13 protein-coding genes are annotated in these 13,028 nt (G+C 59.7%); 9 read left to right on the forward strand and 4 right to left on the reverse strand.

Annotated features, from left to right (window positions below; genetic code table 11):
- Positions 1-619, forward strand: a 619-nt coding sequence (locus ABI660_RS06740; protein WP_348066199.1) for a M20/M25/M40 family metallo-hydrolase, incomplete at its 5' end; no start/stop codon positions are given.
- Positions 616-1,713: a M14 family metallopeptidase gene (locus ABI660_RS06745; protein ID WP_348066201.1), complete on the forward strand. Its 1,098-nt coding sequence runs from the start codon at positions 616-618 to the stop codon at positions 1,711-1,713. The genes ABI660_RS06740 and ABI660_RS06745, both read left to right, overlap by 4 nt.
- A gap of 78 nt (positions 1,714-1,791) precedes the next feature.
- On the opposite strand, the gene ABI660_RS06750 is transcribed toward ABI660_RS06745, so the two are convergent.
- The 4 genes from ABI660_RS06750 to ABI660_RS06765 all read right to left on the reverse strand — a co-directional run bounded on the left by ABI660_RS06750 (position 1,792) and on the right by ABI660_RS06765 (position 5,280).
- Complete coding sequence (locus ABI660_RS06750) at positions 1,792-2,565, reverse strand: hypothetical protein (protein ID WP_348066203.1); 774 nt, start codon at positions 2,563-2,565, stop codon at positions 1,792-1,794.
- Between the two features lie 43 nt (positions 2,566-2,608).
- Positions 2,609-3,271: a TetR/AcrR family transcriptional regulator gene (locus tag ABI660_RS06755; RefSeq protein ID WP_348066205.1), complete on the reverse strand. Its 663-nt coding sequence runs from the start codon at positions 3,269-3,271 to the stop codon at positions 2,609-2,611.
- A 38-nt stretch (positions 3,272-3,309) separates the two neighbouring features.
- Entirely contained in the window at positions 3,310-4,599 is a 1,290-nt protein-coding gene (locus ABI660_RS06760; protein WP_348066207.1) for a patatin-like phospholipase family protein, read from the reverse strand.
- A 171-nt stretch (positions 4,600-4,770) separates the two neighbouring features.
- Positions 4,771-5,280 (reverse strand): phasin family protein, encoded by a 510-nt coding sequence (locus tag ABI660_RS06765; protein WP_348066209.1) that lies wholly within the window; start codon positions 5,278-5,280, stop codon positions 4,771-4,773.
- 357 nt (positions 5,281-5,637) lie between these two features.
- Here ABI660_RS06765 and ABI660_RS06770 point away from each other — a divergent pair, with 357 nt between their 5' ends.
- From ABI660_RS06770 to ABI660_RS06800, 7 genes are all read left to right on the forward strand, one after another.
- Positions 5,638-7,635 (forward strand): SDR family oxidoreductase, encoded by a 1,998-nt coding sequence (locus tag ABI660_RS06770; RefSeq protein WP_348066211.1) that lies wholly within the window; start codon positions 5,638-5,640, stop codon positions 7,633-7,635.
- A 150-nt stretch (positions 7,636-7,785) separates the two neighbouring features.
- Positions 7,786-8,856 carry a dTDP-glucose 4,6-dehydratase gene (gene rfbB, locus ABI660_RS06775; RefSeq protein WP_348066213.1) on the forward strand — a complete coding sequence of 357 codons (1,071 nt, stop codon included), beginning with the start codon at positions 7,786-7,788 and terminating at the stop codon, positions 8,854-8,856.
- Complete coding sequence (rfbD, locus tag ABI660_RS06780) at positions 8,853-9,749, forward strand: dTDP-4-dehydrorhamnose reductase (protein WP_348066215.1); 897 nt, start codon at positions 8,853-8,855, stop codon at positions 9,747-9,749. The genes rfbB and rfbD overlap by 4 nt, the downstream gene beginning before the upstream one ends.
- Before the next feature lie 10 nt (positions 9,750-9,759).
- Positions 9,760-10,644 carry a glucose-1-phosphate thymidylyltransferase RfbA gene (gene rfbA / locus ABI660_RS06785; RefSeq protein WP_348066217.1) on the forward strand — a complete coding sequence of 295 codons (885 nt, stop codon included), beginning with the start codon at positions 9,760-9,762 and terminating at the stop codon, positions 10,642-10,644.
- Entirely contained in the window at positions 10,641-11,186 is a 546-nt protein-coding gene (gene rfbC / locus ABI660_RS06790; RefSeq protein ID WP_348066219.1) for a dTDP-4-dehydrorhamnose 3,5-epimerase, read from the forward strand. Before rfbA ends, rfbC begins: the two co-directional genes overlap by 4 nt.
- Before the next feature lie 73 nt (positions 11,187-11,259).
- A complete protein-coding gene (locus ABI660_RS06795; RefSeq protein WP_348066221.1) occupies positions 11,260-11,583 on the forward strand; it encodes a MarR family EPS-associated transcriptional regulator in 324 nt (107 codons plus the stop codon).
- Positions 11,580-13,028, forward strand: a complete 1,449-nt coding sequence (locus ABI660_RS06800; RefSeq protein ID WP_348066223.1) for a mannose-1-phosphate guanylyltransferase/mannose-6-phosphate isomerase — start codon at positions 11,580-11,582, stop codon at positions 13,026-13,028. Before ABI660_RS06795 ends, ABI660_RS06800 begins: the two co-directional genes overlap by 4 nt.

The following is a 13,028-nucleotide window of genomic DNA, read 5'->3' on the forward strand; positions in this document are numbered from 1 at the left end:
AGGCGGCCATGCCGCGCTGCCGCACAACGGCATCGACCCGGTGCCGGTGGCCTGCGAGATGGTGCAGGCTTTCCAGACCATCATCAGCCGCAACAAGAAGCCGGTGGACGCCGGCGTGATTTCGGTCACCATGATCCATGCCGGCGAGGCCACCAATGTGATTCCGGACAGTTGCGAACTGCAGGGCACGGTGCGCACCTTCACGCTGGAAGTGCTGGACATGATCGAAAAACGCATGAAGCAGGTGGCCGAGCACCTCTGCGCGGCGCATGACGCCGAATGCGAGTTCGAGTTCGTGCGCAACTACCCGCCGACCATCAACCATGCGAAGGAAACAGAGTTTGCACGCAAGGTGATGGCCGACATCGTTGGCGCCGGCAACGTGATCGACCAGGAGCCCACCATGGGCGGAGAAGACTTCTCCTACATGCTGCAGGCCAAGCCCGGCTGTTATGCCTTCATTGCCAACGGCGACGGCGCACACCGCGAGATGGGCCACGGCGGCGGACCGTGCATGCTGCACAACCCGAGTTATGACTTCAATGACGATCTGATTCCGCTGGGTGCCACTTTTTGGGTGCGGTTGGCTGAAAGCTGGCTCGCCCAGGACGCAGCATGACCGGCGTCACAGAGGCTTTTTCCGGCAGCTATGCCGAGGCGCGTGGCAAATTCCTGCAGGCCGCCGCTGCAGCCGGCCTGAAACCTGATTCGCATGTGCATCCCGAGTTGGGCCGCGACGGCGAAGAGCTGGCGATGGATGTGGTGTTCGATGGCTCGCGGGACGCCAGCTCATTGCTGATTCTCACCAGTGCCTGCCACGGCGTGGAAGGTTACTGCGGCTCGGGTGTGCAGGTTTTTGCGCTGCGGGACGCCGAATGGCGCGCCAGGGCCAAAGCCGAAGGCGTGGCGGTGCTGTATGTGCATGCGCTCAACCCCTACGGCTTTTCGCATATCCGGCGCACCACGCATGAGAACGTGGACCTGAACCGTAATTTCCACGACTTCACCCAGCCGCTGCCTGTCAACGAAGCCTACCGCGAGCTGCAGCCCTTGTTGCTGCCCGAGGCCTGGCCGCCGACCGAGGCCAATACCGCGGCCACCGGCCGCTACATCCAGGAGCGGGGCATGGATGCCTACCAGGCGGCCATCACTCGCGGCCAGCATGAATTTCCCGAGGGCCTGTTTTTTGGCGGCACCGCGCCGACCTGGAGCAACCGCACCCTGCGCCGGGTGCTGCAGACCCACGCGCGCCAGGCCCAGCGAGTGGCGTGGATAGACATCCACACCGGCCTGGGGCCGAGCGGTGTGGGGGAACGCATTTGTGCCTGCCGGGACGACGCGGCGGCTCTGGCGCGTGCGCGAGCCTGGTGGGGCGGGGACGGGACGACACCGGTCACCTCGATTTACGACGGTTCGTCCTCTTCGGCCTTCCTGACCGGCTTGATGTGGACCTCGATTTACGACGAATGCCCCGACGCGGAATACACCGGCATTGCCATGGAGTACGGCACCTTGCCGCCCTTCGAGATGATGCAGGCTTTGCGCGCCGAGCACTGGCTCAACATCCAACGCGATGCGCCGCCGGTGCTGGCGGCGCAGATCAAACAGCAGATGTTGGACGCGTTCTACGTGAACACCGACGCGTGGAAGGAGCAGATCATCAGCCAGGCAAGGCAATCACTGTTCCAGGCGGTGGATGGGCTGAATTCATAGTCATTCAAGGCCCTGGCCCTTTATGGACGGGCGCAGGCTGCTATTAATAAGATAGCAATCTGCGCGTTTCCGGAAAACTCAGTCTTCCAGTTCGGCCTTGGCCATCTCCACATCCAGCCGCTCCATGGCGTCCATGGGCGTGCTGGCGGCCGCTTGCTCATAGAGCTTGGTGGCCTCTTTCATTTTCTTGTCGCCTTCGAGCATGACCATGCCGTTGGCGTATTCGATCATGGCGATGGCCGAGCCCGGGTTGAGCTTGAGCGATTCCCTGAACAGCGAGAGGCCCACGTCCTTCTTGGCGCCATACGTCATGCCGCCGATCAGGGAGCCGACCTTGTCGATCACCTCGGCATGGAAAGCCGCCAGCGCAATGTGCGCATCGGCGTGTTTGGGGCAAAGCCGGATGGCCTGTTCCAGCGCATTTTTGACTTTGGTGCCCAAACCCTGAGCCAGGGCCTTGGCCACGCTGATGCCCTGGCCATAACGGCCCAGGGCATAGGCCTGCCAGTACCAGGCATTGGCGTTTTTGGGGTCCGCCGCCTGCTGGGCCTCAGCGCGCTGGGCCACTTCCATGAACAGATCCAGCTTGGTTTTTTCCTTGGTCTCGAGGTAGTTGGCGTAAATGCTGGTGGCCTTGTGGGCCACCGTGATGCCGGCGCCGCCTGCCTTGAGCCCGGCCTCGGCGGCCTTCTGGAATTCGCCATTGTGAAAAAGTACCCAGGCCTGCAATACGGCGGCTTCCTTGGGCAGGGGCTCGCAATCGCCCTGGTGCAGGCGTGCCCAGTTTTTCTTCAGGCTGGCCGCATCGAATGTGTAGTCGCCGGCGTGGGGGAAAGCTGTCCATTTGGCCATCGGTGGTCTCCTTGCGATTGTTGTTGGCGGTTTGAAAGTGGGTTCAGGCGACGGGATGGGTATAGGCACCCACCAGTGCCTGCAGGTGCATGCGCTGACCCTGCTCGAGGTAGGGGATCAATAAATTGAGGACATGGTGCGCGCCGCGCAGCAGGGCAGTCTGCGCGTTTTCGGGCTCCAGCGCGTTGCGCGGGTCGCGCACGTATTCGAAACTCAGCCAGTAGGTGAGCACCACCACCATGCTGGTGGCCGTGGCTTCGACCTCGCGCGAGTCGATGCTGACGGTGTTGGCCCGGCTCATGCCGTCGAGCATGGTTTTGACCGAACGGGTCTTGTTTTTCAGCACCCACTGGAAGTGGGTTTCGAGGCGCCGGTTCTTGCTGAGCAGGTCGTTGAGGTCGCGGTACAGGAAGCGGTACTGCCAGATCAGCTCGAACAGCGTGTGCATGAAAAACCAGGCGTCTTCGACATCGCGCACGCCGTCGCTGGCATTGAGCAGCTCGCTCAGCGAGCGCTCGTAGCGGTCGAACAGGGAGTTGATCAGCTCGTCTTTGGCGGGATAGTGGTAGTAGAGATTGCCGGGGCTGATGCCCAGCTCGGCCGAGATCAGCGTGGTCGAGACATTTGGTTCGCCGAAACGGTTGAACAGATCAAGCGTCACCTCCAGGATGCGTTCAGCGGTTCGGCGCGGCGCTTTTTTCGCCATGGTGTCTACCTCGTATTTTGGTCCTGACTCTAACCCACTCATCCGGTTGTTGGAAGTAGGGAAGTCGAGCTCTGGCTGGAACGGGCGGCAGGGGCCTGCAGGGCGTGGCTCAGGTCTTCCATCATTTCCTCGAGTGAATTGATCGCACGCCCCAGCCGGGTGGCGGCGGGCCGCTCGCTGACCAGGTGGCGCCGCGTGTCCTCGAGTATGTCCAGGTTGAGCGTGATGCCGTGTCGCGCAAACTTGGCAGACAGCATGGTTTTCCGCGAGCGCAGCATCTCGCGGGTCTTCTGGTAGGCGTGCTCGGCCAGCTGGCGTCGCTGGGCGTAACTGAAGGTATTGGCCAGGAACAGGTCGGCGTCGCGGTGGTCCGGCTCGATCAGGACAATGTCGGTGTCGGGATAGGCGTGTTCGTAATGCTTCATGCCCAGTTCTAGCCGTGAATGGATCATGGAGCGGAAGGTCTGGCTCAGCACGGCCGGCAGGCCGCCGTCAACGATGCGCGGGATGGCTTGCCTTTCCCTGGGCAGGCCGCGGCGCATGACCCGCTGTGCCATCGACAGCTCCGGGGCCTGGGTGGCATCAAACGGGACCAACGGGTTCAGGCACAGCATCAGGTCGATGCCGCCGTCCATGGCCACGCCGGCGTGCAACGTTTTCTTCAGCGCGCCATCCACGTAGTAGCTGTTGTCGATCTCTACAGGGGGAAACAGCCCCGGCAAGGCAGAGCTGGCTTGCACGGCTTTGGAAATAGGCACATGGTCCCAGCCGGGCTGACCAAATGGCGCTGCCTCGCCGCTGTCGAGGTTGGTAGCCACCAAGGTGAGGCGTGTCTTGAGTTTGCGGAAGTCGTTGGTCCGCCCGGCTTTGGAAAACAACAGGCTCAAGCGCCGATCGACTTCCTCATTGGAGAAAATGCCCGTCGGCAGGGCGGGGCCGAGCTTTTCAAGCGCATTCAGCAAGGGTTTGCGCCCTACCGTCGCGCGCCACAGCGCGCTGGCTGCCAGTCCAGGCAGCATGATGCTGCGCCGTAAAAACTCGCCATAGGCCGGCACCATCAACCAGGCTGGGTCAAACACTTCGGACGCCTGGTGGTCGTTTTCAATAAAAGCAGCGCACAGCTCGCGCGGTGTCATGCCGTTGGCCAGGCCGGCGGCGATAAAACCACCGGCTGACACACCCACATAATGGTGAAGCTGGGTCAGTGACAGGCCCTGCAGCGATTCGTCGAGCGCGCAGAGTGCGCCGATTTCATAAATGGCCCCCAGGGGACCACCGCCCGCGAGCGCCAGGGCAATACGCGGCCCTGTGGCACCTTGCTTTGGCATGGTGGCCCTCGCGGCTCGTTGTGGATGTCTTGAATGCTTGGCTGAAGTCATGAATCGGAAGTGTAGGCGGCGGCCTCCGGGAAATTTGCTGCTTTGCAGCAATCCCTGGGCAGAAAGCAGGCATAAAAAAAGGACGCGTCAACGTCCCTTTCATGGCCACAGTAGTCCGCTTCAGGCAGATTTTCGAGCCGGTGCGCGCTTGGCGGCAGGCTTGCGTGCTGCAGTCTTGTTGGCGGCACGCGGGGCAGCTTTCGAGACTGTTGCTGGCTTGGCGCCCATCTTCTGCACATTTTTGTTGAGTTCATCAATGCGGGCGATCAGGACGTCGACGTCCTTGGCGGAAGGCACGCCCAGTTTGTTGAGCGCTTTGGCAACGCGCTCTTCAAAAATGTTTTCCAGCTTGTCCCACTGGTTGCCGGCTTTGGACGTGATGTCTGTGGCCATGTTGGCCATTCTGTTGGTGGCGGTGGAGATTTTTTCTTCGGCCACCGCTTGCGTCTTGCGCTGGATGGACAGGCCTTCCTTGACCAGGGTTTCGAACACCTTGCCGCCTTCTTCCTGTGCCTTGGAGAAGGCCCCGAGGCCGGCCAGCCAGATCTGCTGGGCTGATTCCTTCACGGCGCCGGAGAGATGGGGGGCTGATTTTTTGTCGGCGCTCATTTTTTGCAGTTTCTTGACCATGGGGACTCCTGACGAAGGTGTTGGTTGACGCCACATGGTTATGCGGCACATGGCCAAAATATAAGCCCAGTTGGGTGCCCAGGTTTAGGTGTGGGCTCCTAGAAGCCCGGAGTGCGCGGGTTTCTGCTGACCAGCAGGCAGCAGAGCTTGGGCAAGAATCCATAGGAGTCTGCCCGGCAGAAGTACGTCGGCTACAAAGCGACCGCAGCGGTCTATTTTTCACCGGCTTATTGCCCCATAGCCACGGCTATGGCGCGGCAAATCCGGCAAAAACTGTCCTCGCTGGGGCCCGCTTTTCGCTTCGACGCCTTCCGCCGCGCAGACTCCTTGGTCCAAAATTGTCTAGCGGAGAACACAATGCAGTATTTCGTCACCGGAGCCACCGGCTTCATCGGTAAACGGCTGGTCAAAAAGCTTCTGGAGCGCAAGGGTACGACGGTGTACTTCCTGATCCGCAAGGAAAGCGCCGGCAAGGTCGAGGCCTTACGTGCCTACTGGGGTGCCAGCGCCGCCAAGGCGGTTCCGGTCCATGGCGACCTGACGATGAAGAAGCTCGGCGTCTCAGCCGACGATGTCAAAAAGCTCAAGGGCCAGATTGACCATTTCTACCACCTTGCAGCGGTCTATGACCTCAGCGCCGACGAAGAAAGCCAGATCGCCGTCAATGTTGACGGGACGCGAAACACCGTCGAATTCGCCAAGGCCATAGATGCCGGCCATTTCCACCACGTGAGCTCCATCGCCGCAGCGGGTTTGTATGAAGGTGTGTTCCGCGAAGATATGTTTGAGGAAGCGGAGAACTACGAACATCCCTACTTCATGACCAAGCACGAAAGCGAAAAAATCGTGCGCAAGGAATGCAAGGTGCCATGGACCGTGTTCCGCCCCGCCATGGTGGTGGGCGACAGCACGACTGGCGAGATGGACAAGATCGACGGACCTTACTATTTCTTCAAGCTGATCCAGCGCATGCGCCAGTTGCTGCCGCCCTGGATGCCGGCTGTAGGCCTGGAAGGCGGCCGCATCAACATCGTGCCGGTTGATTTTGTCGTTGATGCGCTGGACGTCATCAGCCACAAGGCCAGCATTGCCAAAAAATGTTTCCATCTGGTAGACCCGGTGGGTTACCGCGTGGGCGATGTCCTCGACATTTTCAGTCGGGCTGCACACGCACCGAAGATGAATCTGTTTGTCAATGCAGCATTGCTGGGCTTCATCCCGCGCGGCGTCAAGAAGAGCCTGATGGCCCTAGCGCCGGTACGCCGCGTGCGCAACGCCATCATGGCCGACCTGGGTTTGCCCGAGGACATGTTGACCTTCGTCAATTACCCCACACGCTTCGATTGCCGCGAAACGCTGGGCGCCCTTAAAGGCTCAGGGGTCGAGTGCCCCAACCTGAAAGACTACGCCTGGCGTGTCTGGGATTACTGGGAGCGCCACTTGGATCCCGACCTGCATATTGACCGCTCACTCAAGGGCACGGTTAACGGCAAGGTGGTGCTGATCACCGGGGGTTCTTCGGGCATTGGCCTGGCGGCAGCGCACAAGTTTGCCGAGGCTGGCGCCATCACCGTCATCTGCGGCCGCGACCAGGACAAGCTGGACGAGGCCTGCAAGGAGGCCAAGGCGAAGGGTTACAACTTCATCGCTTACCCGGCTGATATCGCCGACATGGTCGATTGCGACCGCTTCGTGCAGGCGCTGATTGCGAACCATGGCGGTGTCGATTTCCTTATCAACAACGCGGGCCGGTCCATCCGCCGCGCCATTGAAGCGAGCTACGACCGCTTCCATGATTTCGAGCGCACCATGCAGCTCAACTACTTTGGCTGTCTGCGCGTCACCATGGGGTTTTTGCCGGGCATGGTGGCCAAACGCAAAGGCCATGTGGTCAACATCAGCTCCATCGGTGTACTGACCAATGCTCCGCGCTTCTCGGCCTATGTCGCTTCCAAATCGGCACTGGATGCCTGGACACGTTGCGCGTCCAGCGAGTTTGCCGACCAGGGCATCACTTTCACCACCATCAACATGCCCTTGGTGCGTACGCCGATGATTGCGCCTACCAACCTTTACAACAATGTGCCGACGCTGAGTCCTGAAGAGGCCGCTGACCTGGTGGCCCAGGCATGCATCTTCAAATCGGTGCGCATCGCCACACGCCTGGGCATTGCCGGGCAGGTCCTGCATGCATTGTTGCCGCGCGTCGCCCAGATTGCGATGAACACCAGTTTCCGCATGTTCCCTGATTCGTCGGCGGCCAAGGGCGCGAAGCCGGGCGACAAACCGGTCAAACAGACCTTGTCGCCGGAAGCCGTGGCTTTGCAGCAGATGATGAGGGGCATCCATTTCTAAGGCGTTTACCTTCCGCAAAAAAAATCGCCCTTCGGGGCGATTTTTACTGCCCGCCTCCCGCTTGCCTGTGGGAGCTTCTGTCCAGTTGCCAGAGGCATAATGCCAGCAGGCGTCAAACGGCGCTGACACGCAGAAGAGAAGGATGGAGTCATGATCTTGATTACCGGAGGCGCGGGTTTCATCGGCGCCAATTTTGTTCTTGACTGGCTGGCCAGGCACAACGAGCCGGTCATCAACCTGGACAAACTCACCTATGCCGGGAACATGGAAACATTGGCCTCCTTGAAGGAGGATCCGCGGCATCTGTTTGTCAAAGGCGATATTGGCGACAGCGCGCTTGTTGCCGACCTGCTGACCCGGCATCAGCCACGCGCGGTGATCAATTTTGCTGCCGAATCACATGTCGACCGGTCTATTTCAAGCCCGGAAGACTTCATTCAGACCAACATCGTGGGTACTTTCCGGTTGCTGGAGGCCGCGAGAGGATATTGGGGCGGGTTGAGCGGAAGCGCCAGGGCAGACTTTCGCTTTGTACATGTATCGACCGACGAGGTCTACGGTTCGCTCGCGTCAGCGGATCCCGCCTTTACAGAATCGCACCGCTACGAGCCCAACAGCCCTTACTCCGCAAGCAAGGCCGCCAGCGACCATCTTGTGCGCGCCTATCACCACACCTACGGTCTCCCGGTGCTTACCACCAACTGCAGCAACAACTACGGCCCGCATCACTTCCCCGAAAAACTGATACCGCTGATGATCATCAATGCGCTGGCCGGCAAACCCCTGCCGGTTTACGGCGACGGCATGCAGGTGCGCGACTGGCTTTACGTCAAGGATCATTGCAGCGCCATCCGCCGCGTTCTCGAAGCCGGTGAGGCGGGCGAGGTTTACAACGTTGGTGGCTGGAACGAAAAGCCCAACATCGAGATTGTCCAGACGGTTTGTGCCCTGCTGGACGAACTTCAGCCCCGCGCTGATGGCAAGAACTATCGCGAGCAAATCAGCTACGTGAAAGACCGTCCGGGCCACGACAGGCGTTATGCAATTGACGCCAGCAAGATCCAGCGCGAACTGGGATGGAAGCCTGTCGAGACTTTTGAGACCGGCATACGCAAGACCGTGCAGTGGTACCTGGCCAATCCGGAGTGGGTGGCGCATGTGCAAAGTGGGGCCTACCGGGAATGGGTGCAGACGCAGTATGCCGATACGGCCGCGGCATGAAGATTCTTCTCTTTGGAAAAAATGGCCAGGTTGGCTGGGAATTGCAACGCAGTCTGGCCCCTCTCGGCGAGCTCATCGTGCTGGATCGTCACAGCACGGACCTGTGCGGCAACCTCGCGGATCTGGGTGGAATCGGCGCCACGGTGCGCAGCGTCCGGCCTGATGTCATCGTCAATGCCGCCGCCTATACCGCCGTTGACAAAGCCGAGAGCGATGCGGCGACCGCCCATACGGTGAACGCACAGGCACCGGGCGTTCTCGCCCAAGCCGCCAGTGCCGTCGGTGCGTGGCTGGTTCACTATTCGACTGACTATGTTTTTGATGGCCATGGGAGCAGGCCGTGGGAAGAAAGCGACCCGACTGGCCCGCTTTGTGTCTATGGACAAACCAAACTCGAGGGGGAGCAGCGTATCGCCGCCCTGTGTGCAAAACATCTCATTTTGCGCACCAGTTGGGTCTACGGCGCGCGGGGTGGCAACTTTGCCAAAACCATGCTGCGGCTGGCCACAGAGCGGGATCGGTTGACGGTCATCAACGACCAGTTCGGTGCGCCGACCGGTGCCGATTTTCTTGCCGACGTCACGGCCCATATGGTGCGCAACATATTGCCCGGCGCGGCTGACCGCTTGGTCGGCATTTACCATGTAGCTGCTGCTGGCGAAACCTCCTGGCATGGTTATGCACGCTTTGTGGTCGACTGGGCGTCCACGGCCGGCCTGGGTCTCAAAACATCGCCCGACAGAGTGGATCCGGTGCCGACAACCGCGTTTCCCACGCCAGCGGCACGTCCCCATAATTCCCGCCTGAACACCGCTAAACTGCAGGACAGCTTTGGATTGCACCCTCCTGCATGGCAGCAGGGCGTTGCCCGGATGCTGACCGAAATTACCTGACACCTCACTCATGACACAACGCAAAGGTATTGTCCTCGCCGGCGGTTCGGGCACCCGTTTGCACCCGGCTACGCTGGCCATCAGCAAACAACTGCTGCCGGTGTATGACAAACCCATGGTGTATTACCCGCTCAGCACGCTGATGGTTGCCGGCATCCGTGAGGTGCTGATCATCAGCACGCCGCAGGACACACCGCGGTTCGAACAACTTCTTGGCGACGGTTCGCAGTGGGGCATGAAGCTTCAATACGCGGTGCAACCCAGTCCGGACGGATTGGCGCAAGCCTTCATCATTGGTGAAAAATTTCTGGACTGCGCACCCAGCGCGCTGGTACTGGGCGACAACATTTTTTATGGCCATGACCTGCAGAAACTGCTGATGGAAGCCGACGCCCAGGTGACTGGGGCGACAGTGTTTGCTTACCATGTTCAGGATCCGGAGCGTTATGGGGTGGTGGCGTTCGATGCAAACGGCAAGGCCAGCAGCATCGAGGAAAAACCAGCCACGCCCAAAAGCCACTATGCCGTGACCGGCCTCTATTTTTACGATGCCCAGGTAGTGGAAATCGCCAGGTCAATCAAGCCGAGCAACAGGGGTGAACTAGAAATCACGGCGGTCAACCAGGTGTACCTGGAGCGCGCCCAGCTGAAGGTGCAAATTTTGCAACGCGGCTATGCCTGGCTGGATACCGGCACCCACGATAGCCTTCTTGACGCCGGCCAGTTCATAGCTACGCTGGAGCGTCGCCAGGGGCTGAAGATCGCCTGCCCGGAAGAAATCGCGTGGCGCAACGGGTTTATCGACAGCGCGCAACTGGCAAAGCTGGCGAAGCCCCTTGCCAAAAGCGGCTACGGGCAATATTTGCTGCGTTTGCTCGAGGAGCGGAAAGCATGAAGGTGACGATCACTTCCGTCCCCGATGTCTTGATCATCGAACCCCAAGTATTCGGTGACGAGCGCGGGTTCTTTTTTGAAAGCTTTAATCAGCGCGCCTTCAATGCTGCGATCGGTACCGATCTGAGCTTTGTGCAGGACAATCACAGCCGGTCCACTAAGGGTGTGCTACGTGGACTGCATTACCAGGTGAATCAACCGCAAGGCAAATTGGTGCGGGTGGTGCGCGGCTCGATTTTTGATGTGGCGGTCGATATCCGTGGAACGTCGTCCACATTTGGCCGATGGGTTGGAGCAGAGTTAACGGAAAGCAATCGACGACAAATGTGGGTTCCCCCAGGTTTTGCACACGGGTTTCTCGTCGTCAGCGATTGTGCCGAAGTTCTGTACAAAGCAACAGACTACTATGCGCCGGATATGGAACGCTGCATTGTTTGGGACGACCCCGCTTTAAGCATTAAATGGCCAGTAGATATTGAGCCCATACTTTCACCGAAAGACAAGAATGGTGTGCGGCTTGAAGCCGCTGAGTTGTTTAAGTAAGTGGTTTGTCTGAGGTGCAGGCAACCTCGCTTACAATGCATGCGTTCAATCATTGAACGAATGAACTTCGCTCATGCCTCCTCAAGATTTACCTTATTACCTTTTGTGCCAACTGACGCGCGAGCCTACCGCTAGTCAGCGTAATTTGGCTGAGCGGTTTGACGTGAGTCTGGGCAAGATCAATTATTGCTTGCGTGCCTTGGTCGATAAGGGATTGGTCAAGGCCAATAATTTCAAACGCAGCGATAACAAGCTGGCTTATGCCTATGTGCTGACGCCTGAGGGGCTCGAGGAAAAGAGCCGGCTGACCAAGGCGTTTTTAAAGCGCAAGCTGGTCGAGTTCGAAGCCCTGCAGCGGGAAATTGAAACACTGCGCCAGGAGGCTCACGAGCCGTGAATATCGAATCGCCACCCGCTGTCACGATTCGCTCTGTCGTTCTATGCGGCGGTAGCGGCACGCGGCTGTGGCCGCTCTCGCGCAAGGCCTTCCCCAAGCAGTTTATCCCCTTGTTTGGCGAGCGGTCGCTGTTGCAGCTGACCTTGGAGCGTCTGATTCCGTTGACCGGCGACCAGCCCGAATCGATTACCTGTGTCGCATCCGACGATCACCGCTTTTTAGTGGCAGATGTCGCGCAGTGCATTGGCCTGCAGGTCCGACAGATTCTCGAGCCTGAGCCGAAAAACACCGCTGCGGCGATGGCGCTCGCTGCGCTCGCTGCGCCCCTCGATGCGCTGCTACTGTTCTGTCCGGCTGATCACCACATTCCTGACGCCTTGGCGTTCGCGTCCATGGTGCGCGCGGCGGTTCCCGCGGCGCTCGCGGGGCGGCTAGTAACCTTTGGCGTGCAGCCAAGCATGCCCAGTACTGCTTACGGCTACATCCAGAAGGGCGGTGCAGCGGGCGAGGGTGGTTTTAAGGTGGCGCGTTTTGTCGAAAAACCCATGCTCGAGAAAGCTATTGAATTTCTTGGCAGTGGCGAATATCTCTGGAACGCGGGCATTTTCCTGATGCAAACGCGGGCCATCATTGAGGCGTTGCAAAAGCATGCGCCAGATATCCTTGAGACCTGCCGCCATGCGATGGCCGTACCTCAGCAGGACGGCTTGTTCACGCGTCCCGACGCCGCCGTTTTCAAGAACTGCCGCAGTCAGTCGATTGACTACGCCGTCATGGAGCAAGCCGACAACGTAGTGGTCTATCCCTTTGGCGGGCTCTGGAGCGATGTCGGTAGCTGGAACGCCGTCGCCGACCTGGCACTCCTCGATGCTGACGGGAACCGCGCCGGCGGCGAAACCCGGAATGCCCATCATCTACATTCGCGGACGACCTATATCCATGCTAGCGGTGGCCGCCCGGTCATGGCGCTCGGAACCGAAGACCTGCTGATCATCGACACGCCGGACGCGCTACTTGTGGCCCACACCTCCGATGCCGAAGCGGTCAAGGAAGTCGTCGCGCGGCTCGAAGCGCTCGACTCGACCCAAGCGGTTCAGCATCGCCGCGTGGCGCGGCCTTGGGGCTGGTATGACTGTGTCGATATAGGTGAACGGCACCAGGTCAAGCGCATTACGGTGCGGCCCGGTGCTTCGCTGTCGCTGCAGATGCATCGCCACCGCGCCGAGCACTGGATCGTCGTCAGAGGTACTGCCGAGGTCGTCAACGGCGAGCAGGTTCTTCGGTTGACGGAAAACCAGAGTACCTATATCCCGGTCGGACAAAAACACCGTCTGACCAATCCCTCCACGACTCCGCTCGAATTGATTGAGGTGCAAAGTGGCGCCTACCTTGGCGAGGACGATATCGTCCGCTTTGAAGATGCCTACGGAAGACTCGAGAAATAA

The organism is Polaromonas sp. (genome assembly GCF_039930745.1).
Taxonomy (GTDB): domain Bacteria; phylum Pseudomonadota; class Gammaproteobacteria; order Burkholderiales; family Burkholderiaceae_C; genus Polaromonas.